At 58.3% G+C, this 19,928-nt stretch carries 32 protein-coding genes and 1 riboswitch; of the genes, 2 read left to right on the plus strand and 30 right to left on the minus strand.

Annotated features, from left to right (window positions below):
* The first annotated feature begins 100 nt into the window (after positions 1–100).
* Positions 101–1,465, plus strand: coding sequence for a serine/threonine protein kinase (locus FV139_RS03775; RefSeq protein ID WP_148066880.1), 1,365 nt, complete (start codon positions 101–103; stop codon positions 1,463–1,465).
* 87 nt (positions 1,466–1,552) lie between these two features.
* Here the strand turns inward: FV139_RS03775 and rplQ are convergent, their stop codons facing one another.
* The 28 genes from rplQ to rpsJ form a co-directional block, all read right to left on the minus strand.
* The gene (gene rplQ, locus FV139_RS03780) at positions 1,553–1,939 is read right to left on the minus strand and encodes a 50S ribosomal protein L17 (protein WP_148066881.1); all 387 of its coding nucleotides are present in this window, start codon (positions 1,937–1,939) and stop codon (positions 1,553–1,555) included.
* A gap of 65 nt (positions 1,940–2,004) precedes the next feature.
* Positions 2,005–3,009 (minus strand): DNA-directed RNA polymerase subunit alpha, encoded by a 1,005-nt coding sequence (locus FV139_RS03785; RefSeq protein WP_148066882.1) that lies wholly within the window; start codon positions 3,007–3,009, stop codon positions 2,005–2,007.
* A gap of 37 nt (positions 3,010–3,046) precedes the next feature.
* On the minus strand, positions 3,047–3,667 hold the full coding sequence (rpsD, locus tag FV139_RS03790) for a 30S ribosomal protein S4 (RefSeq protein ID WP_148066883.1): 621 nt from the start codon (positions 3,665–3,667) through the stop codon (positions 3,047–3,049).
* A 20-nt stretch (positions 3,668–3,687) separates the two neighbouring features.
* Entirely contained in the window at positions 3,688–4,080 is a 393-nt protein-coding gene (rpsK, locus tag FV139_RS03795) for a 30S ribosomal protein S11 (protein WP_148066884.1), read from the minus strand.
* 75 nt (positions 4,081–4,155) lie between these two features.
* Positions 4,156–4,512, minus strand: a complete 357-nt coding sequence (gene rpsM / locus FV139_RS03800) for a 30S ribosomal protein S13 (RefSeq protein WP_148066885.1) — start codon at positions 4,510–4,512, stop codon at positions 4,156–4,158.
* A gap of 160 nt (positions 4,513–4,672) precedes the next feature.
* Positions 4,673–4,789 (minus strand): 50S ribosomal protein L36, encoded by a 117-nt coding sequence (gene rpmJ / locus FV139_RS03805; protein WP_116366734.1) that lies wholly within the window; start codon positions 4,787–4,789, stop codon positions 4,673–4,675.
* 28 nt (positions 4,790–4,817) lie between these two features.
* Positions 4,818–6,146 (minus strand): preprotein translocase subunit SecY, encoded by a 1,329-nt coding sequence (secY, locus tag FV139_RS03810; protein WP_148066886.1) that lies wholly within the window; start codon positions 6,144–6,146, stop codon positions 4,818–4,820.
* Positions 6,147–6,581, minus strand: coding sequence for a 50S ribosomal protein L15 (gene rplO, locus FV139_RS03815; protein ID WP_148067072.1), 435 nt, complete (start codon positions 6,579–6,581; stop codon positions 6,147–6,149). It lies immediately after the preceding gene.
* Between the two features lie 15 nt (positions 6,582–6,596).
* A complete protein-coding gene (gene rpmD, locus FV139_RS03820) occupies positions 6,597–6,779 on the minus strand; it encodes a 50S ribosomal protein L30 (RefSeq protein ID WP_148066887.1) in 183 nt (60 codons plus the stop codon).
* An 18-nt stretch (positions 6,780–6,797) separates the two neighbouring features.
* Entirely contained in the window at positions 6,798–7,310 is a 513-nt protein-coding gene (gene rpsE, locus FV139_RS03825; protein WP_148066888.1) for a 30S ribosomal protein S5, read from the minus strand.
* Between the two features lie 9 nt (positions 7,311–7,319).
* Positions 7,320–7,670 (minus strand): 50S ribosomal protein L18, encoded by a 351-nt coding sequence (gene rplR, locus FV139_RS03830; protein ID WP_148066889.1) that lies wholly within the window; start codon positions 7,668–7,670, stop codon positions 7,320–7,322.
* Positions 7,671–7,684: 14 nt separating this feature from the next.
* The gene (rplF, locus tag FV139_RS03835) at positions 7,685–8,212 is read right to left on the minus strand and encodes a 50S ribosomal protein L6 (RefSeq protein WP_148066890.1); all 528 of its coding nucleotides are present in this window, start codon (positions 8,210–8,212) and stop codon (positions 7,685–7,687) included.
* A gap of 27 nt (positions 8,213–8,239) precedes the next feature.
* Positions 8,240–8,632 (minus strand): 30S ribosomal protein S8, encoded by a 393-nt coding sequence (rpsH, locus tag FV139_RS03840; protein WP_148066891.1) that lies wholly within the window; start codon positions 8,630–8,632, stop codon positions 8,240–8,242.
* Positions 8,633–8,647: 15 nt separating this feature from the next.
* On the minus strand, positions 8,648–8,953 hold the full coding sequence (gene rpsN / locus FV139_RS03845; RefSeq protein WP_148066892.1) for a 30S ribosomal protein S14: 306 nt from the start codon (positions 8,951–8,953) through the stop codon (positions 8,648–8,650).
* Positions 8,954–8,965: 12 nt separating this feature from the next.
* Positions 8,966–9,505: a 50S ribosomal protein L5 gene (rplE, locus tag FV139_RS03850; protein WP_148066893.1), complete on the minus strand. Its 540-nt coding sequence runs from the start codon at positions 9,503–9,505 to the stop codon at positions 8,966–8,968.
* Positions 9,506–9,546: 41 nt separating this feature from the next.
* Positions 9,547–9,858, minus strand: coding sequence for a 50S ribosomal protein L24 (gene rplX / locus FV139_RS03855; protein ID WP_116366754.1), 312 nt, complete (start codon positions 9,856–9,858; stop codon positions 9,547–9,549).
* Between the two features lie 24 nt (positions 9,859–9,882).
* Positions 9,883–10,251 (minus strand): 50S ribosomal protein L14, encoded by a 369-nt coding sequence (gene rplN / locus FV139_RS03860; RefSeq protein ID WP_116366756.1) that lies wholly within the window; start codon positions 10,249–10,251, stop codon positions 9,883–9,885.
* A 42-nt stretch (positions 10,252–10,293) separates the two neighbouring features.
* Positions 10,294–10,563 (minus strand): 30S ribosomal protein S17, encoded by a 270-nt coding sequence (gene rpsQ / locus FV139_RS03865; protein ID WP_148066894.1) that lies wholly within the window; start codon positions 10,561–10,563, stop codon positions 10,294–10,296.
* 2 nt (positions 10,564–10,565) lie between these two features.
* Positions 10,566–10,757 carry a 50S ribosomal protein L29 gene (gene rpmC, locus FV139_RS03870; RefSeq protein ID WP_116366760.1) on the minus strand — a complete coding sequence of 64 codons (192 nt, stop codon included), beginning with the start codon at positions 10,755–10,757 and terminating at the stop codon, positions 10,566–10,568.
* Positions 10,757–11,170, minus strand: a complete 414-nt coding sequence (gene rplP, locus FV139_RS03875) for a 50S ribosomal protein L16 (RefSeq protein ID WP_148066895.1) — start codon at positions 11,168–11,170, stop codon at positions 10,757–10,759. Before rplP ends, rpmC begins: the two co-directional genes overlap by 1 nt.
* Before the next feature lie 11 nt (positions 11,171–11,181).
* Positions 11,182–11,853: a 30S ribosomal protein S3 gene (gene rpsC / locus FV139_RS03880; RefSeq protein ID WP_148066896.1), complete on the minus strand. Its 672-nt coding sequence runs from the start codon at positions 11,851–11,853 to the stop codon at positions 11,182–11,184.
* A 15-nt stretch (positions 11,854–11,868) separates the two neighbouring features.
* On the minus strand, positions 11,869–12,207 hold the full coding sequence (gene rplV, locus FV139_RS03885; RefSeq protein ID WP_148066897.1) for a 50S ribosomal protein L22: 339 nt from the start codon (positions 12,205–12,207) through the stop codon (positions 11,869–11,871).
* A 30-nt stretch (positions 12,208–12,237) separates the two neighbouring features.
* Complete coding sequence (rpsS, locus tag FV139_RS03890; RefSeq protein ID WP_148066898.1) at positions 12,238–12,513, minus strand: 30S ribosomal protein S19; 276 nt, start codon at positions 12,511–12,513, stop codon at positions 12,238–12,240.
* A gap of 37 nt (positions 12,514–12,550) precedes the next feature.
* A complete protein-coding gene (gene rplB, locus FV139_RS03895; RefSeq protein WP_148066899.1) occupies positions 12,551–13,378 on the minus strand; it encodes a 50S ribosomal protein L2 in 828 nt (275 codons plus the stop codon).
* 23 nt (positions 13,379–13,401) lie between these two features.
* Entirely contained in the window at positions 13,402–13,698 is a 297-nt protein-coding gene (gene rplW, locus FV139_RS03900) for a 50S ribosomal protein L23 (protein WP_148066900.1), read from the minus strand.
* Positions 13,695–14,312, minus strand: coding sequence for a 50S ribosomal protein L4 (gene rplD, locus FV139_RS03905; RefSeq protein ID WP_148066901.1), 618 nt, complete (start codon positions 14,310–14,312; stop codon positions 13,695–13,697). Before rplD ends, rplW begins: the two co-directional genes overlap by 4 nt.
* Positions 14,313–14,329: 17 nt before the next feature.
* Positions 14,330–14,965, minus strand: a complete 636-nt coding sequence (rplC, locus tag FV139_RS03910; RefSeq protein ID WP_148066902.1) for a 50S ribosomal protein L3 — start codon at positions 14,963–14,965, stop codon at positions 14,330–14,332.
* 123 nt (positions 14,966–15,088) lie between these two features.
* Entirely contained in the window at positions 15,089–15,400 is a 312-nt protein-coding gene (gene rpsJ / locus FV139_RS03915; RefSeq protein WP_116366776.1) for a 30S ribosomal protein S10, read from the minus strand.
* Positions 15,401–15,753: 353 nt separating this feature from the next.
* On the opposite strand from rpsJ, the gene FV139_RS03920 reads away from it, so the two are divergent.
* A complete protein-coding gene (locus tag FV139_RS03920) occupies positions 15,754–16,155 on the plus strand; it encodes a TM2 domain-containing protein (RefSeq protein WP_328592270.1) in 402 nt (133 codons plus the stop codon).
* A 103-nt stretch (positions 16,156–16,258) separates the two neighbouring features.
* On the opposite strand, the gene FV139_RS03925 is transcribed toward FV139_RS03920, so the two are convergent.
* Both FV139_RS03925 and tuf read right to left on the minus strand, forming a co-directional pair.
* Positions 16,259–18,130, minus strand: coding sequence for a TonB-dependent receptor domain-containing protein (locus FV139_RS03925; RefSeq protein WP_187276384.1), 1,872 nt, complete (start codon positions 18,128–18,130; stop codon positions 16,259–16,261).
* Positions 18,131–18,376: 246 nt separating this feature from the next.
* Positions 18,377–18,566: riboswitch (cobalamin riboswitch) on the minus strand.
* Positions 18,567–18,700: 134 nt separating this feature from the next.
* Complete coding sequence (gene tuf / locus FV139_RS03930; protein ID WP_148066904.1) at positions 18,701–19,924, minus strand: elongation factor Tu; 1,224 nt, start codon at positions 19,922–19,924, stop codon at positions 18,701–18,703.
* Between the last annotated feature and the right edge of the window lie 4 nt (positions 19,925–19,928).

Below are 19,928 nucleotides of genomic sequence, written 5' to 3' on the forward strand. Positions count from 1 at the left end.
TGGTCCTGTCGAAGCCTCAGCGCTATGATGGACTGACACCCGGGATCAACCGCATCAGTCGCACCGGCCGCAATCTCGGCCAGGCACATAAGGGAAGCGCGTGACACCACAGATCGATGGATACGAGATGGTTCGCCAGTTGGGACATGGTGGCATGTCCACGGTCTGGCTCGCCATCCAGACCAGTTTCCCCCGCCAGGTGGCGCTCAAGATCATGAGTGACAATCTAGCCTCGTCTCCCACGTTCGTAGAACGCTTCCTGCGGGAAGCACGCATCGTCGCCAACCTTGAGCACCGGGGGATCGTACATGTTTATGACATGGGCAAGACGCCGGATGCCACCTACCTCACCATGGAACACCTCCCTGGGGGAGATCTGTCGAGGCGCCTCGCCGCTGGCGAGGTTTCCCCTGAGGAAGGGGTGGAGATTATCAGGGAGATTGCCTCGGCCCTGGCGTACGCTCACAGCGAGCAGGTAATCCACAGGGATATAAAGCCTGCCAACATCCTGTTCAGGAAAGATGGTAGCCCGGTCCTGGTCGACTTCGGTATTGCGCGTAACCTGGAATCGAGCACGGAGATCACTACCGCTGGCACTGTGATGGGCACTCCGCTTTACATGAGCCCTGAACAATGTCGTGGCGAGGCCACCGACCTACGCAGCGATGTCTACAGTCTTGGCGCCCTCCTTTTTCAACTGCTCGAGGGTGAACTTCCATTTCGCGGTGACAACCACGCCACTCTCGCCTTGCAGCATACAACGGCACCAGTCCCGCCCCTGAGCCCGACCAATCAACGCTTTAGCCCGGTCGTCAACAAGGCGCTCACCAAAATACCCAAAGATCGATTCCAGTCGGCCGCGGAATTTCTCGACTGTCTGAACAGCTGCCTGGCCGAAGGAAACCGGGCGCCTTCATCGAGGGAGACAACTGGCGCAAAAACGGTAAGGCGCGTAACCCCCGCCAAAGTGACCGCAGAGAAGAGGCCGGCAAGGCACCGCGTGCCCGTATGGATACTGGGCGCAGTCGCTGCCGCGGCAATTGCCGCCGGTATGATAGTGCTCAATCAGCGCCCCGTCACCGAGGGAGAAGCAGGCAGGACGACCGGTGCCGAGACAATACCAGGTTCCGGGGAAGCCATACCGGCGTCAGTAACGACACCCATTGAGCAAGAGAGGGAGACGACAACGGAACTGCTCCGACGGGCGAAGGTTCACGTCTGGAACAACCAGATGTTTGAACCAGCCGGGGACAACGCTCTGGATCTGGTAGAACGCGTGCTGGAACAAGAGCCGGAACAACCCGACGCTGTGGAACTAAAGGCACGCCTGATTAACACCCTGGCAACAGAAATATCGTCCGCCGACGAACGAGGTGACAGGCAATTCGTTAAACAGGGACTCCGGCGTCTACGGGACTCAGGCGCAGCGGACATCGCAGAGAATATCGAGCGACAGCTGCAATAGTACTGACCTGCTATCGTCCAACGGCGATAGGTGGACACAAAAAAGCCGGGACAGGCCCGGCTTTTTCATGAGTGACTAACGAAGCACTTATTCTTCGTCAGCATCCACGTCTGCAACGGGGCGATCCACCAGCTCTACGTAAGCCATGGGAGCCTTGTCGCCGGCGCGGTAGCCGCACTTGAGGATGCGGATGTAACCACCAGGACGACTCTCGTAGCGGGGACCCAGCTCGCCGAACAGCTTGCCGACCGCTTCTTTGCTGCGGATACGGTCGAAAGCCAGGCGGCGGTTGGCCACGCTGTCGCTCTTGGCCAGGGTGATCAGCGGCTCAGCGTAGCTGCGCAGCTCCTTGGCTTTGGGCAGGGTGGTCTTGATCAGTTCGTGCTCTACCAGAGACACGGTCATGTTGCGGAACATGGCTTTGCGGTGCGAGCTGTTCCGGTTGAGCTGACGTCCACTGTGACGATGACGCATTTTTCCAATCCTATGTGTTCTGTGCTATCTCAGCACGCAATGTCTGGTATCAGTACCGGGGCTGATTAAACGCTCAGCACCCGGTCGTCGTTTTTCAGGCTGGCGGGGGGCCAGTTGTCCAGGCGCATGCCCAGTGACAGGCCACGCGACGCCAGGACGTCCTTGATCTCGGTCAGTGACTTCTTGCCGAGGTTCGGAGTCTTCAGCAGCTCCACCTCGGTACGCTGAACCAGGTCACCGATGTAGTAGATATTCTCGGCTTTCAGGCAGTTCGCGGAGCGAACGGTCAGCTCGAGGTCGTCTACCGGACGCAGCAGGATCGGATCGACTTCGTCCTCTTCCTCTACAGACTCGGACTCGGACTCGCTCTCCAGGTCGACGAACACGGCCAGCTGCTGCTGCAGGATGGTCGCGGCGCGACGGATGGCTTCTTCCGGATCGATGGTGCCGTTGGTTTCGAGGTCCAGCACCAGCTTGTCCAGGTCGGTACGCTGCTCAACCCGCGCAGCTTCCACCACGTAGGATACGCGGTGAATCGGCGAGAACGTTGCGTCCAGCTGCAGGCGACCGATGGAGCGGGTTTCCTCTTCCGGGTTCTCGCGAGAGTCCGCCGGAGAGTAGCCGCGGCCACGGGCCACAGTCAGCTTCATGTTGATCTCGGAGCTGCCGTTCAGGTGGCAGATCACGTGATCAGGGTTGCGGATCTCGATGTCGTGGTCCACCTGGATATCGGCGGCGGTCACGGCACCGGGGCCCTTTTTGCTCAGCGTCAGCTCAGCTTCGTCCTTGCCGTTCATCACCAGGGCTACGCCCTTGAGGTTCAGCAGGATCTCGATAACGTCTTCCTGAACGCCTTCGATAGCGCTGTACTCATGCAGTACGCCATCGATCTCGACTTCGGTGATTGCGCAGCCGGGCATGGAAGACAGCAAAATGCGACGCAATGCATTGCCCAGAGTGTGGCCGAAACCACGCTCCAGCGGCTCCAGGGTTACCTGGGCGCGAGAGTTGGTCTTTTCTTCGACGTTGATAACGCGCGGAGTCAAGAATTCATTTACTGCTGTCTGCATTCTGGCACCTGTAGTAGTAGGTTAGTCCTGGTTCCGATTACTTGGAGTACAGTTCCACGATCAGGTTTTCATTGATCTCGGCGGACAGGTCCTGACGCTCGGGAGCGGACTTGAAGGTCCCTTCCAGCTTGTCGGCGTTGACTTCGATCCACTCGGGCTCACCGCGCTGGGCGGCCAGGGCCAGGGCAGACTGCACACGCAGTTGCTTCTTGGCTTTCTCGCGAACAGACACCACGTCACCGGCTTGCACCTGGTAAGACGGGATGTTGACCGCAGCACCATTCACCAGGATCGCCTTGTGGGAAACCAGCTGGCGAGCTTCGGAACGGGTAGCGCCAAAGCCCATGCGGTAGACCACGTTATCCAGGCGAGACTCCAGCAGTTGCAGGAGGTTCTCACCGGTGGCACCTTTCAGGCGGGCGGCTTCTTTGTAGTAGTTGCGGAACTGCTTTTCCAGAACACCGTAGATACGACGTACTTTCTGCTTCTCACGCAGCTGAACACCGTAGTCGGACAGGCGGCCGCGACGGGCGCCGTGTTGACCGGGGGCAGTTTCGGGTTTGCACTTGCTTTCGAGTGCGCGCACACCGCTTTTCAGGAACAGGTCGGTTCCCTCACGACGGGAGAGCTTGCACTTGGGACCAATATATCGAGCCATGTCAATTCTTCCTGTAAGCGTTATACGCGACGTTTCTTGGGCGGACGGCAGCCGTTGTGCGGCACCGGCGTCACGTCGGTAATGTTGCTGATCTTGTAACCACAGGCGTTCAGCGCGCGAACCGCGGACTCACGGCCCGGGCCGGGGCCCTTGACCTGAACGTCCAGATTCTTGAGGCCGTATTCCTTGGCGGCTTCACCGGCGCGCTCTGCTGCCACCTGGGCGGCAAACGGCGTGCTCTTACGTGAACCACGGAAACCGGAACCACCCGCGGTGGCCCAGCTCAGGGTGTTGCCCTGACGGTCGGTGATAGTGATGATGGTGTTGTTGAAGGACGCGTGTACGTGCGCGATACCGTCAACAACGGTCTTGGTGACCTTCTTACGAGTGCTTTTGGCACCTGGCTTAGCCATGTTGTCGTTCCTGCTTTAATATCAACACTGCACTTGGGTGCAGCTACACTAAATTGGATTCGCGTGAGCGCTTGCTTACTTGCGAATCGGTTTACGCGGTCCCTTGCGGGTACGTGCGTTGGTCTTGGTGCGCTGGCCACGCAGCGGCAGGCTGCGGCGGTGACGGAGGCCGCGGTTGCAACCGAGGTCCATCAGGCGCTTGATGTTCATGGAGACTTCACGGCGCAGGTCACCCTCAACCGTCATCTCGGCCACCTTGTTACGCAGAGCATCCATCTGCTCTTCGTTGAGGTCGGCGATTTTCGCGCTTTCCTCGACACCGGTTTCCAGGCACAGGCGTTTGGCCTGGGTGCGACCTACACCGTAGATGTAGGTCAGTGAGATAACAGCATGCTTGTTATCGGGTATGTTGACGCCGGCAATACGAGCCATCCAACTCTCTCCAAAATACTCAGTTTGTCGCTAACAGCAGCGCAGCATCTGGCCCCTGATTTGCATCAGATTGAGGGGCGGGACGCGAAAGGCGCAGCATTCTAGCGGCATGTTCACTAAAAATCAACCACCACCCACCAAATAGCAGGCGGTGACCACATCAGCCCTGGCGCTGCTTGTGGCGGGGATCCGTGTTACAGATCACGCGCACAACACCATTGCGACGGACAATCTTGCAGTTTCTGCAGATTTTTTTGACCGATGCACGTACTTTCATCTCTCTTTCTCCGTTCGCCCGACCGTGCTCAACGCACCCGGCCGGAAGCACCATAGTTTTTCAGGTTGGCCTTTTTCATCACAGAGTCGTACTGCTGTGACATCAGGTGGCTCTGCACCTGGGCCATAAAGTCCATCACAACGACAACCACGATCAGCAGTGAGGTACCGCCCAGGTAAAAGGGCACGTTCCACATTACGACCAGGAACTGCGGCAGCAGGCAGACCAGCGCGATATACGCGGCGCCGAAAACCGTCAGCCGGGTCAGCACGCCATCGATGTAGTTGGCGGTCTGTTGTCCCGGGCGGATACCGGGGACAAAGGCACCGGACCGCTTCAGGTTGTCAGCCACTTCCTGCGGGTTGAACATCAACGCCGTATAGAAGAAGCAGAAAAATACAATCAGTGCCGTGAACAACAGGATGTTCAACGGCTGGCCCGGGCCAATGGCAACGGCCAGGTCCTGCAGCCAGTCGGCGCCCCCGGAGGAGCCGAACCACTGCGCCAGCGATGCCGGAAACAGCAGGATGCTGCTGGCGAAAATAGCCGGGATTACCCCCGCCATGTTCACCTTCAGGGGCAGATGGGAGCTCTGCGCCTGCATCATCTTGCGACCCTGTTGCCGCTTGGCGTAGTTCACCGTGATACGGCGCTGGCCGCGCTCGATGAACACAATCATGTAGATCACCGCAACCGCCAGGGTCAGGATGAACAGCAGGATGAGGATGTTCAGTTCCCCCTGCCGCGCCTGCTCCAGCGACTGCCCGATCGCTGCGGGAAGACCCGCGACGATCCCGGCGAAGATCAGCAGCGAAATACCGTTGCCTACGCCTTTCTCGGTGATCTGCTCACCCAGCCACATCATGAACACCGCGCCGGTCACCAGCGAGGTAATCGCGATCACGTAGAACAGCGGGGTGACGCTGTAAGCCATGCCCTGATTGGCCATGCCTACGGTCATCCCGGTGCCCTGCACCAGCGCCAGCACTACCGTCAGGTAGCGCGTGTACTGGCTGATCTTGCGGCGGCCGGACTCGCCTTCTTTCTTTAACTGCTCCAGCTGCGGGGTCACTGCCGACATCAACTGCATGATGATCGATGCAGAGATGTAGGGCATGATGCCCAGCGCCAGAATACTCATGCGCTCCAGTGCGCCACCGGAGAACATGTTCGCCAGACCCAGGATGGTTCCCTGGTTCTGGTTGAACAGCGCCGCCAACTGGTTGGGATCGATCCCGGGGACCGGGATATGGGTACCGATGCGATAAACGATTATCGCCATCAAGACAAAACGAAGGCGAGCAAAGAGCTCGCCCATGCCTGCCTTGTTGACTCCGGGCAGTTGACCTGTCGCCATTTAGTCCTCTACTTTTCCGCCAGCCTTCTCGATGGCTTCACGAGCACCTTTGGTGACTGCCAGGCCTTTAACAGTAACGGCCTTGTTCAGTTCACCAGACAGGAACACGCGGGCACGCAGAACATCGTTGCGGATGATGTCGGCATCTTTCAGAGCCGCCAGATCAACCACGTCGCCGGCAACCGCATTCAGCTCACCCAGGCGAACCTGAGCGGTGGTGCGGGAAATACGGGAAGTAAAACCGTACTTCGGCAGACGTTTCTGCAGCGGCATCTGGCCGCCCTCGAAACCGGGCTTCACTGTACCGCCGGAGCGGGATTTCTGACCCTTGTGGCCGCGGCCACCGGTCTTACCCAGGCCGGAACCGATACCGCGACCGACGCGCTTGGCGTCCTTGCGGGCACCGGGAGCCGGGCTCAGGGTGTTCAGTCGCATTACATCAGACATGATTTAGTCCTCAACCCGTACCAGGTAGTTCACTTTGTTGATCATGCCACGCACAGAGGGAGTGTCTTCCACTTCCACGGTGTGGCCGATACGGCGCAGGCCAAGACCAGCGACACAGGCCTGGTGGTTCTTCAGGCGACCGTGAACGCTCTTGATCTGCGTGACCTTGATAGTTGCTTTAGCCATGACAAGCCAACCCAATAATTAGTTCAGAATTTCTTCGACAGTCTTGCCGCGCTTGGCTGCCACGTCGTCCGGAGCGGCCATGTCGCGCAGGCCGTTAAAGGTCGCGCGTACCACGTTTACCGGGTTGGTGGAGCCGTAGCACTTGGCCAGTACGTTGTGTACGCCGGCAATTTCCAGTACTGCGCGCATCGCGCCACCGGCGATAACACCGGTACCTTCTGATGCAGGCTGCATGTACACCTTGGAGGCGCCGTGGGCGGCCTTTACCGGGTACTGGATGGTGCCGTTGTTCAGCTCAACACTGATCATGTTGCGACGGGCGGCTTCCATTGCTTTCTGGATCGCAACAGGTACTTCGCGAGCCTTGCCGCGGCCGAAGCCAACGCGGCCATTGCCATCGCCAACCACGGTCAGGGCGGTGAAACCGAAGATACGACCGCCTTTAACAACCTTGGCTACGCGGTTGACCTGAACCAGCTTCTCCTGGAGGTCACCTTCCTGTTGCTGTTGCTTTTTCTCGTTAAACGCCATGTCGATACCCTAGAATTCCAGTCCACTTTCACGGGCTGCGTCGGCCAGGGCCTTGATGCGTCCGTGGTACTTGTAGCCGCTACGATCGAAGGCGACTTTCTCAACGCCAGCGGCCTTGGCGCGCTCAGCGACCAGCTTGCCCACAGCGGCAGCGGCATCGATGTTGCCGGTGGCGCCAGTGCGCAGGCTGCTGTCCAGGGTAGAAGCGCTGGCCAGTACCTTGTCACCAGCCGGTGCGAACACCTGGGCGTAAATGTGGCGCGGAGTACGGTGCACGGTCAGGCGGTTTACACCCTGGGTGCGCATGCGGGCGCGGGCGCGACGGGCGCGGCGCAGCCGGGAATCATTCTTTGCACTCATCTCTTAGTACCTACTTACTTCTTCTTGGCTTCTTTACGACGGACGTGCTCGTCCGCGTAGCGAATGCCCTTACCCTTGTAAGGCTCCGGCGGACGGTAGGCGCGGATTTCCGCGGCTGCCTGGCCGACTGCCTGCTTGTCGATACCCTTGACCACGATCTCGGTCTGGGTCGGGGTTTCCGCGCTGACACCTTCGGGCAGCTGGTAGTCTACCGGGTGGGACAGGCCCACGGTCAGGTTGACGCTCTTGGCGTCAGCCTTGGCACGGTAACCAACGCCGTTGAGAACCAGTTTCTTTTCCCAGCCCTCGCTGACACCCTTGACCATGTTGCTCAGCAGTGCGCGAGTGGTACCCGCCAGTGCCTTGAACTTGTCGCTGTCGTAGGCAACGGACAGTACGTTGTCGTCCTGGCTGATGTTCACGCCGTCTTTCAGGGTGAACTCCAGGGCGCCTTTCCCGCCCTTCACGGTCAGGTCGCGGCCGTTTACCTTGACCTCAACCCCGCTGGGCAGTTCTACCGGATTGTTTGCGACTCTAGACATGTTGAATGCTCTTCAATTCAGTAAATCTTAGAAAACGGTGCAGAGCACTTCACCACCGACGCCGGCAGCGCGAGCTGCGCGATCTGTCATCACACCACGAGAGGTGGAGACAATGGCGACACCCAGGCCACCGCGTACAGAAGGCAGATCATCCTTGCCTTTGTAGCTGCGCAGGCCGGGACGGCTGATGCGGTCGATCTCTGCAATAACGGGCTTGCCGTTGAAGTACTTCAGCTCGATTTCCAGGCGAGGCTTGCCTTCGCTGGAAGCGTTGAAGTCAGCAATGTAGCCCTCTTCCTTCAGTACGTTCGCTACCGCAGCCTTCAGCTTTGAACCGGGCATTTCCACCCGGGTCTTGCCGGCCATCTGCGCGTTGCGAATGCGGGTCAGCATATCTGACAGCGGATCTTGCATACTCATCTTGAATTCTCTCCGTTACCAGCTGGACTTAACCAGACCAGGTACATCACCGCGCATTGCAGCTTCGCGCAGCTTGTTACGGCACAGGCCAAATTTACGATATACCGCGTGAGGGCGACCGGTGACCTGGCAGCGACGCTGACGGCGAACCGGGCTGGCATCACGAGGCAGCTTCTGCAGGGCGATCTGGGCGTCCCACTTGTCATCGTCAGAGGCGTTGACGTCGCTCAGAATCGCTTTCAGAGCGGCACGCTTCTCGGCGTACTTAGCTACCAGTCGTGCACGCTTGTTCTCACGCGCAATCATAGATTTTTTAGCCATGTATAAAGCCTCTTAACCTTTCAGGGGGAAGTTGAACGCGCGCAGCAGGGCGCGACCTTCATCATCCGTACGAGCGGTGGTGGTGATAGTGATATCCATACCGCGCAGGGCATCCACCTCGTCGTAGTTGATTTCCGGGAAAATGATCTGCTCGCTGACACCCATGGCGAAGTTGCCGCGGCCGTCGAAAGACTTCGGGCTGATGCCGCGGAAGTCACGAACACGGGGGATCGCGATGGAGATCAGACGCTCCAGGAACTCATACATACGATCTGAACGCAGAGTCACCTTGCAGCCGATCGGCCAGCCGTCGCGGATCTTGAAACCGGCGATGGATTTGCGGGCCTTGGTGATAACCACTTTCTGACCAGCGATTTTCTCCATGTCGGCGACGGCATTTTCCAGCACTTTCTTGTCGCCAACGGCCTCACCAACACCCATGTTCAGGGTGATCTTGGTGATGCGAGGAACTTCCATCACATTGTCCAGACCCAGCTCTTCTTTCAGCTGGGGAGCGATCTCGCTCTTGTACTTGTCTTTCAACGTTGCCATGTCTTCTACCTGTAAACTCGGTTATCCAGCCCGCAGCGGGATCAGTCGATCGCTTCGCCGTTGGACTTGAAGATACGTACCTTGGTATCTCCGTCTACCTTGAAGCCCACACGGTCGGCTTTGCTGGTGGCGGGGTTGAAAATCGCCACGTTGGAAACCTGGATCGGGGCTTCCTTTTCCACAATGCCACCGGCCACACCCATTTGCGGGTTGGGACGGGTGTGCTTCTTCACCATGTTGATGCCGGCAACAATTACTTTATTGTCAGCGAGCACCTTGCGAACCTTGCCGCGCTTACCCTTGTCCTTGCCGGCCAGGATAACCACTTCGTCATCGCGCTTGATCTTCAACATCTCTGCTTCCTCTCCTCGGCCTGGTCAGATAACTTCCGGGGCCAGAGAAATAATCTTCATGAACTTCTCGCCACGCAGTTCACGGGTAACCGGGCCAAAAATACGGGTACCGATGGGCGCTTCCTGGTTGTTCAGCAGAACAGCGGCGTTGTCATCGAACTTGATGAGCGAACCGTCTGCACGACGAACACCTTTCTTGGTGCGCACAACCACGGCGGTCATTACCTGACCTTTTTTCACCTTACCGCGGGGAATTGCTTCCTTCACGGTTACCTTGATCAGGTCACCAACACGCGCGTAGCGACGCTTGGAGCCGCCGAGCACCTTGATACACATCACACGGCGTGCACCGCTGTTGTCGGCTACTTCCAAATACGACTGTGTTTGAATCATTTTCTAACTCCAAACTGCGGCTCACGCCGCAATATCCTCTACTCAACCGACCTGAGTGGCGCTCTCAACAACTTCCTGCAGCTTCCAGGTCTTGGACTTGGAAAGCGGACGGGACTCAACCACCTTTACGGTATCGCCGATGCCGCACTCATTGTTTTCGTCATGAGCGTGGATCTTGGACGAGCGAGTGATGTACTTGCCGTATACCGGGTGCTTTACCCGACGCTCGATCAGTACGGTGATCGTCTTGTCCATCTTGTTGCTGACAACCTTGCCGGTCGCCGTACGGATACGCTTCTCTGCACCTGACATGATTAATTACCTGCCTTCTGTTTCAGTACAGTCTTGACGCGTGCAATGTCGCGCTGGTTCTGCTGGAGCAGGTGAGTCTGCGCCAGTTGACCAGTGGACTTCTGCATGCGCAGCTTGAACTGCTCTTCACGCAGGGTGAGCAGCTGCTTGTTCAGGTCCTCAGCGGACTTTTCACGCAATTCGCTTGCTTTCATCACATCACCGACCGTTTAACAAATGTGGTAGCCACAGGAATCTTGGCTGCGGCCAGGGTGAATGCCTCACGCGCCAGCTCTTCGGAAACGCCCTGTACTTCGTACAGAACCTTGCCGGGCTGGATCTGGGCCACCCAGTACTCTACGTTACCCTTACCTTTACCCTGACGAACTTCCAGGGGCTTGCCGGTAATGGGCTTGTCCGGGAATACGCGGATCCAGATTTTACCGCCACGCTTGATGTGACGGGTCATGGCACGACGTGCCGCTTCGATCTGGCGCGCAGTGATACGGCCGCGACCAGTCGCTTTCAGGCCGTATTCGCCGAAACTTACTTTGCTACCGCGTTGAGCCAGGCCGCGGTTGCGACCCTTCATCATTTTGCGGAATTTAGTACGCTTAGGTTGAAGCATCTGCGTAACCCTTAATTAGTTGCTGACTTCTTGGCGCCTTCGGCTGCATCTTCAGTGCCGATCACCTCGCCTTTGAAAATCCACACCTTCACACCGATGATGCCGTAGGTGGTGGACGCCTCATAAGTTGCGTAGTCGATGTCGGCGCGCAGCGTGTGCAGCGGAACACGACCTTCGCGGTACCACTCGGTACGGGCAATTTCAGCACCGCCCAGACGGCCGCCAACCTGCACCTTGATACCTTCGGCACCCTGGCGCATGGCGTTCTGTACCACACGCTTCATGGCGCGACGGAACATCACACGACGCTCCAGCTGCTGGGCAACGTTCTGTGCAACCAGCTTGGCATCCAGGTCCGGCTTGCGGATTTCCTCGATGTTGATGTGAACCGGAACACCCATCTTCTCGCTCAGGGTGCGACGCAGCTTGTCCACGTCCTCACCTTTCTTGCCGATAACGATACCGGGGCGAGCGGTGTGGATGGTGATACGCGCAGTCTGCGCCGGACGCTCGATAACGACGCGGCTGACAGAAGCGTTTTCCAGCTCTTTCTCAATGAAAGCGCGAACTTCCAGGTCACTGATCAGGTTCTTGGAGTAGTTCTTGCTGTCCGCGTACCAGATCGAGTTGTGATCTTTTACGATGCCCAACCGGATGCCGACCGGATTTACTTTCTGACCCATGGTCTTCTCCTAACCTTAGCCTTCGCCGTCTGCTACTTTCACTGTGATATGACAGCTGCGCTTCAGGATGCGATCCGCACGGCCTTTGGCACGCGGACGCAGACGCTTCATGGTCATACCTTCGTCTACAAAGATGCTGGACACTTTCAGCTCGTCCACATCGGCACCTTCGTTGTTCTCAGCATTGGCAATGGCAGAATCCAGCACCTTCTTGACAATGTGAGCAGCCTTCTTGGGGCTGAATTCCAGCAGTGCAAGCGCTTGCTCAACGGGCATGCCGCGCACCTGGTCTGCGACCAGGCGGGCTTTCTGCGCCGAGATGCGCGCGCCTTTCAGTCTTGCTGCAACTTCCATCTTCCTAAACCTCGCTTATCCGGCCCGCGCTTAGCGCTTGGCCTTCTTGTCCACGATATGGCCCTTGAACGTGCGGGTTACCGCAAATTCACCCAGCTTGTGACCAACCATATCTTCGTTGATCAGTACCGGTACGTGCTGACGACCGTTGTGTACGGCAATCGTCAGACCGACCATATCCGGAGAAACCATGGAACGGCGCGACCAGGTTTTGATCGGACGACGGTCGTTGGCTTCAAGCGCAGCCTCGACCTTCTTCAACAAGTGCAGGTCGATAAAAGGACCTTTCTTCAATGAACGCGGCACAATCTGTTTCCTCTAAAATCTGGTTTAACGGCAACCGTTATTTCTTACCGCGACGACGCACAATGAGGTCGTCGGTACGCTTGTTCTTGCGGGTCTTGTAACCCTTGGTCGGGGTACCCCAGGGGCTGACCGGATGACGGCCACCGGAAGTACGACCTTCACCACCACCATGGGGGTGATCAACCGGGTTCATCGCAACACCGCGAACGGTCGGACGTACACCGCGCCAGCGCGCTGCACCCGCTTTACCCAGTTTGCGCAGGCTGTGCTCGGAGTTGGAAACCTCGCCCAGCGTCGCGCGACAGTCAGACAGCACCTTGCGCATCTCGCCGGAGCGCAGACGCAGGGTTGCGTAGCGACCTTCGCGAGCCACCAGCTGTACAGAGGCACCAGCGGAACGCGCCAGCTGGGCTCCCTTGCCGGGCTTCATTTCTACGGCGTGTACAACAGAGCCCACAGGGATGTTGCGCAGCGGCAGGCAGTTACCGGTCTTGATCGGCGCTGCGGAGCCAGACTGCAGTACGTCACCCGCTGCAACGCCCTTGGGCGCAACGATGTAACGACGCTCACCGTCGGCGAACAGCAGCAGCGCGATGTGCGCGGTGCGGTTCGGATCGTATTCCAGACGCTCAACCTTGGCCGGAATGCCGTCCTTGGTGCGCTTGAAATCGATAACGCGGTAGTGCTGCTTGTGACCACCACCAACGTGACGGGTAGTGATACGGCCGTTGTTGTTACGACCACCATTCCTTGACTGCTTCTCCAGGAGGGGCGCGTAAGGCGCACCTTTGTGCAGCTCCTGGTTGACCACGCGAACGACGTGGCGGCGACCCGGGGAAGTGGGCTTGCTCTTCAGAATTGCCATTTTCAACCTACTCCTTATTCGCCTTACTCTGCAGAAGCAAAGTCAATTTCCTGACCTTGCTCCAGACGAACGTACGCCTTCTTCCAGGTCGGCTTGGTGCTGTAACCAAAACGGTTACGCTTCACTTTGCCTTTGACCTTCAGGGTCTGAACGCTGTCCACTTTTACCTTGAAAAGCTGCTCAACAGACTTCTTCACTTCCAGCTTGGTAGCGTCGACAGCTACCTTGAACACGTACTGGTTGTTGGCGTCTGCAACGATGGCGGCCTTCTCGGAAACGTGCGGGCCTACCAGTACCTGGAATACTCTTTCCTGGTTCATCCCAGCATCTCCTCAAATTTCTTCACTGCGTCCACAGTCACCATCACCTTGTCGTAGGCGATCAGGCTGACCGGATCCACACCGTCCACGTCGCGAACATCAACCTTGTGCAGGTTGCGTGCGGCCAGGTACAGGTTCCCATCCACCTCTGCAGTGACGATCAGCACGTTGTCGATACCGTAGTCGCCCAGTTGCTTGGCCAGCAGCTTGGTTTTCGGTGCTTCGACTTCAACGCTCTCAACCACTACCAGGCGATCCTGGCGAGCCAGCTCGGACATGATGGAGCGCAGAGCGGCGCGGTACATCTTGCGGTTCACTTTCTGGGAGTGATCCTGCGGACGGGCCGCGAAGGTCACACCACCGGAGCGCCAGATCGGGGAGCGGATGGTACCGGCACGAGCGCGACCGGTGCCTTTCTGGCGCCAGGGCTTCTTGCCACCACCGCTCACATCGGAGCGCGTTTTCTGTGCACGGGTACCCTGGCGGGCGCCTGCGAGATACGCAGTCACCACCTGGTGAACCAGGTCCTCGTTGTATTCACGAGCAAAAGCAACATCGGAAACGGAGACCTTGCCCGCTTCTGCATTGCCCGGCTTTACTACATTCAGTTCCACGTCAGAAACCCCCTAACTTAAGCCTTGACCGCGGGACGTACGATCACGTCACCGCCCGGTGCGCCGGGGACGGCACCCTTGATGAGCAGCAGATTGCGCTCGGCGTCTACACGGACAACTTCCAGGCCCTGAACGGTCACCTGCTCGGCGCCCATGTGGCCGGCCATCTTCTTGCCCTTGAATACGCGACCGGGAGTCTGACACTGACCGATAGAACCCGGAGCGCGGTGCGACAGAGAGTTACCGTGGGTGGCATCCTGGGTGCGGAAGTTCCAGCGCTTGATAGCGCCCTGGAAGCCTTTACCCTTGGATTTGCCGGCCACATCAACTTTCTGGCCCGCTTCGAAACGCTCAACAGTCAGCTCGGAACCCACCTCGAAAGACTCCTCAGAACCTTCCAGACGGAATTCCCACAAACCGTTACCAGCCTCAACACCCGCCTTGGCGAAGTGTCCCGCTTCGGATTTACTCACTTTAGAGGCCTTGCGGCTGCCCGCAGTGACCTGAATTGCCCGGTAGCCATCGCTCTCGAGCTCTTTGATCTGAGTAACGCGGTTTGGAGCAATCTCCACTACGGTTACTGGAATGGATGCGCCGTCTTCGGTAAAAACACGAGTCATACCGGATTTACGGCCGACTAAGCCAATAGTCATTGTTGCTAACCTCTCAGTGTACGGGGCTTACCCTCTATGGCCGCCCCGCCTTGCTTAGAACTGCTGGGCGTTACACACCCGGTCGCATTGTGGCGACCGGGCAGGTCTTGCTACGAGATTTCGTTAACCAAGACTGATTTGTACTTCAACACCTGCGGCCAGGTCCAACTTCATCAGGGCGTCCACAGTCTTTTCTGTGGGCTCCACGATGTCCAACAGACGCTTGTGCGTACGAATCTCGTACTGGTCACGTGCATCTTTGTTAACGTGCGGGGAAATCAGCACGGTGTACTTTTCCTTCCGGGTGGGAAGGGGGATCGGGCCACGAACCTGGGCGCCAGTGCGACGCGCAGTTTCAACAATCTCCTGAGTCGACGTGTCGATCAGTCGATGATCAAAGGCCTTAAGACGGATACGAATGCGTTGATTCTGCACCTGACCAAACTCCAATCAATAAAAAAACCAGGAACCCGCAAAGGAGCCCCCCGAAAAAGGAACGCGAATACTATAGACCTACCTGTGAGGTGTCAACCAGGCAATGGTAAATAGTTTCGGGGAATCCGACTTATTTCCATGGGCATTTGCCGGCGCGCATTATGGCACTCCCGAAGCCGGATGCAAGCACTTTTTGATTAATTTTTGCGCGACAACAGCCGCTTGCCGATCCTTACCAGAACGGGCCCTGCCTTCCTTCTTGATATAGCTAATCGCTATAACGAGAACCCGTTCCTTGACGGCCCGAAGTGGTCCCACCACTATTGAAGCCCTGTACACGAGGAGCCCTCGCCATGCGCTATGCACCCCCCAGCCACTCGGTCTTCATGGGCTACCTGCTGTGGATATTCGGTTTTATCGGCGCCCACCGCTTCTACTACGGACGCCAGATTACCGGCATCATCTGGTTCTTCACCCTGGGCCTGTTCTTTATCGGCTGGATTATCGACCTGCTGCTGATCCCGGGCATGGCGCGAGAAGCGGATTATCGCTACGAAAGCGGCGAGACCGATTACGACCTGGCGTGGATCCTGCTCACCTTCCTCGGCGTGTTCGGTATTCACCGCTTCTATATGGGCAAGATTTTTACCGGCCTGCTCTACCTGTTGACTGTCGGCCTGTTCGGAATTGGGGTGCTGTATGACTTCCTGACTCTCAACGGCCAGATCGACGAGCAAAACCGGCGCTACCGCTGACCGCGTGCAGGGGTCGGGGTCGGGATCGGGGTCGGGGTCGGGGTCGAGAGGGATTCGGGGTCAGAGTCGTGACTCTGACCCCCTTTCGAAATGGTGGAGCGCTTCAGAAGCTGTAGCCCACACCCAGCTGGAAGTTGAGGCCATCCTGGCGGTAGCCCTCGGCCAGCTGAAACTCCTTGTCGAACAGGTTATCCACCCGCAGGCGGGCCACCAACCCCCTCATCAACTCATATTGGGCCCGCACCCCAACGGTCGCGTAACCCGGTAACGAGCCGCTATTGGCTGCATTGGTGTAGCGTTTGTCCTGGGCCTTCAACGACAGGCCGAGCTGCCAGCGGCCCAGGGAACGGTCCGCATTGAGGACAAAATTGGATCGAGCCCGGTTCACCAAGAGGTTATCAGTCACATCATCACGCGCCTCTACGTAGGTGTAGGAGGCCTCTACCTGCCACTCCCCCAACTCCGCCGTGGACATGAATTCGCCGCCACTGATACTCGCATCCGCCACATTCGCCGGGCGGTATACGAAATCTGCACCCGGCGCCCAGTCAATCAGGTTTTCAACCTGGTTATCGAACCAGGTCAGGGACCAGGCCCACGAACTGTACTGGCCGCGGATTCCCAGCTCCCGGTTGTCAGAGGTTTCGGGTTCGAGATCCGGGTTGCCCGCCGTCCAGGGGCTCGCGGGCCAATAGAGGTCATTAAAGGTCGGCGCCTTGAAGCCCTGGGCCCAGCTGCCGATCAGTTCATAGTGCTCGGTCAATGCGATGCCGGCAGACACACTGGCGGTATTCTCCCGGCCAAACTCCTCATTGTCGTCCGAGCGAACACCGAACACCAGGTCCAGAACGGAGAATCCAGTCTGCAGTTCGCCGATCCACGCCTTGTTGCTGCGACTGGAGACCGGGCGACCTTCGCGCTCATACAGCGAGCTGGCCTGCACCTGGTCCTCGTAATAATCGTAGGCCAGGGTCAGCACGGTGTCCCTGGCGACGCTGAAGTCGTTCTGCCAGAACAACTGGTCGCGACTGGTACGGAAGTGCGCGGTGTTATTGCCTGTCACGTCGTCAAAGTTATCGGTGTCATCGGCGGAGGTTCCCAGCGACAGGGTACTCAACCAGAAATCGGTGACCGGCAGGCGACCGCGCAGGTTGATGTTTTGCACCCAGCCCTTGGTGTACGGTTTTTCCTGGGGCCCGAAGGCATTGTCGTACTCGTTGCGGGTATCCAGGGCCAGGTAGCGCAGGGCGATATCCGCATCGTTGGCAAACCGGTAACCCAGGCTGCCATTGAAAGACTGGTTGCGGTAGCCATCGTCATCGCCATTGAAGCCCGAGTCATCCACCAGGTTGTCGATGCCGTCGGTCTCCAGGTAGGACACATTGGCACCGTAGCGCCAGGCACCACTCTGGCCGCTGGTGCCGGCCGCCGCCTGGTAGGCATTGTGGCTACCGCCCGACGCCGTCACGTAGCTACCCGGTGTGCCGTTGCCGTCCCGGGTAAATATCTGCACCACCCCACCAATGGCGTCGGAGCCGTACAGGCTGGAATGCGCACCGCGCACAACCTCTATCCGCTCAATCTGGTCCGGGTTCAGATACTGGAAGCTGGTGCTACCAAGAGTCGCACTACCGATCCGCTGGCCATCCACCAGGAACAGGGTGTGATCACTGGCGTTGCCGCGAATGAACAGGCTTGCCGTCGAGCCGGGGCCGCCGCTCTGGGTCATATCCAGGCCGGGCACCTTGTCGAAGACCTCAGTCAGGTCCAGGGGCTGGAGGACTGCGATGTCCTCCCGACTGACCACCGATACCGATGACAGTGTGTCCGACAGTGGTACCGGGGTACGCGTGGCCGTTACGACCATTTCTTCCTGGCGGGCATCCTGGGCGACAGCGGGCGCTATGCAGCCGAGCGCTGCGACTAGCCCACACAGCAGTGGTTGCCGCTGGAACGGAATGGAAAATTGAAACATGGGTAGATCCTCATACGCTATTTGGCAGTGCGTAAGAGGGAGGAAGTTCACGGGGCCCTGGCACTGCCATAGCAGCCGCCATTGCCTGCATGAGAAGCCCTCCGCTTCTTCACTGCATGACTGTTGTGTCAGGCAGACGCCGAAGGGAAAGCCGGAGGCGAGGCCAGGCCCCCGCAAGGAGGCACGTCTGGCAGCGTCCCGAGAAGCCCGCCGCTTCATCGTCATACTGCTGCGCGTAACGACCACTTCACGCGATCATCACCAGGCCGGTTTCGGGCTTGGGAGCAATAAGCTCCGGACCGTTGCGGGGGCAGCGAAGGCATTGTCGGTGGCGGCCAGTGGAACCTGCCGCGACGCACCTTACTTCCCGTTTACCCTGTCCCAGACTTTCCCGGCGAAGGAGAATCGGACAGGCACCTGTGCAGGCGGCGGAGTATATAGGCTGAATTCGATGGAAGTCAAAAACGAAAAAGCCCGGCACAAGGCCGGGCTTTCGGGTACTACTTCAGACCGGGGTCAGAGTCTCGACTCTGACCCCTTCGAGTGTTACTCGATGCCTGTATCGACGCTTTATTCGATGATTTTAGCTACAACGCCGGCGCCAACAGTACGGCCACCTTCGCGGATCGCGAAGCGCAGGCCATCTTCCATGGCGATCGGAGCAATCAGGGTCACTTCCATCTGGATGTTGTCACCCGGCATGACCATCTCAACGCCTTCCGGCAGCTCACAGGAGCCGGTTACGTCGGTGGTACGGAAGTAGAACTGCGGACGGTAACCCTTGAAGAACGGGGTGTGACGGCCACCTTCGTCCTTGGACAGTACGTATACCTCTGCCTCGAACTTGGTGTGCGGGGTCACAGAACCCGGAATCGCCAGAACCTGGCCACGCTCCACTTCTTCACGCTTGGTGCCACGCAGCAGGATACCCACGTTCTCACCGGCACGGCCTTCGTCCAGCAGCTTGCGGAACATCTCGACGCCAGTACAGGTAGTCTTCTGGGTGTCCTTGATACCAACGATCTCGATCTCGTCGCCCACCTTGATGATGCCACGCTCTACACGGCCGGTTACCACAGTACCGCGACCGGAGATAGAGAACACGTCCTCTACCGGCATCAGGAACGCCTGGTCGATCGCACGCTCGGGCTCCGGAATGTAGCTGTCCAGAGTCTCTACCAGGGTTTTAACCGCGGTGGTGCCCAGCTCGTTCTCGTCTTCACCGTTCAGCGCCATCAGGGCAGAGCCACAGATGATCGGGGTGTCGTCGCCCGGGAATTCGTACTGGTCCAGCAGCTCACGCAGCTCCATTTCAACCAGTTCCTTCATCTCTTCGTATTCCTCGGTGTCCGCACCGCCGCAGTCTTCTGCCAGCAGGTCGGCCTTGTTCAGGAATACAACGATGTAGGGTACACCTACCTGGCGGGACAGCAGGATGTGCTCGCGGGTCTGCGGCATCGGGCCGTCAGTCGCGCCACATACCAGGATAGCGCCGTCCATCTGCGCCGCACCGGTGATCATGTTCTTCACGTAGTCGGCGTGCCCGGGGCAGTCAACGTGCGCGTAGTGACGGTTCGGAGAATCGTACTCTACGTGAGAGGTCGCGATGGTGATGCCACGCTCTTTCTCTTCCGGTGCGTTGTCGATGCCGTCGAAGGCAACGGCTTCGCCGCCCCATACTTCAGCACAAACGCGGGTCAGCGCCGCTGTCAGGGTAGTTTTACCGTGGTCAACGTGACCAATGGTACCCACGTTGACGTGGGGCTTACTACGTTCAAACTTTTCCTTTGCCACTTTA

The sequence above is a fragment of the Parahaliea maris genome (assembly GCF_008064665.1).
GTDB lineage: Bacteria > Pseudomonadota > Gammaproteobacteria > Pseudomonadales > Halieaceae > Parahaliea > Parahaliea maris.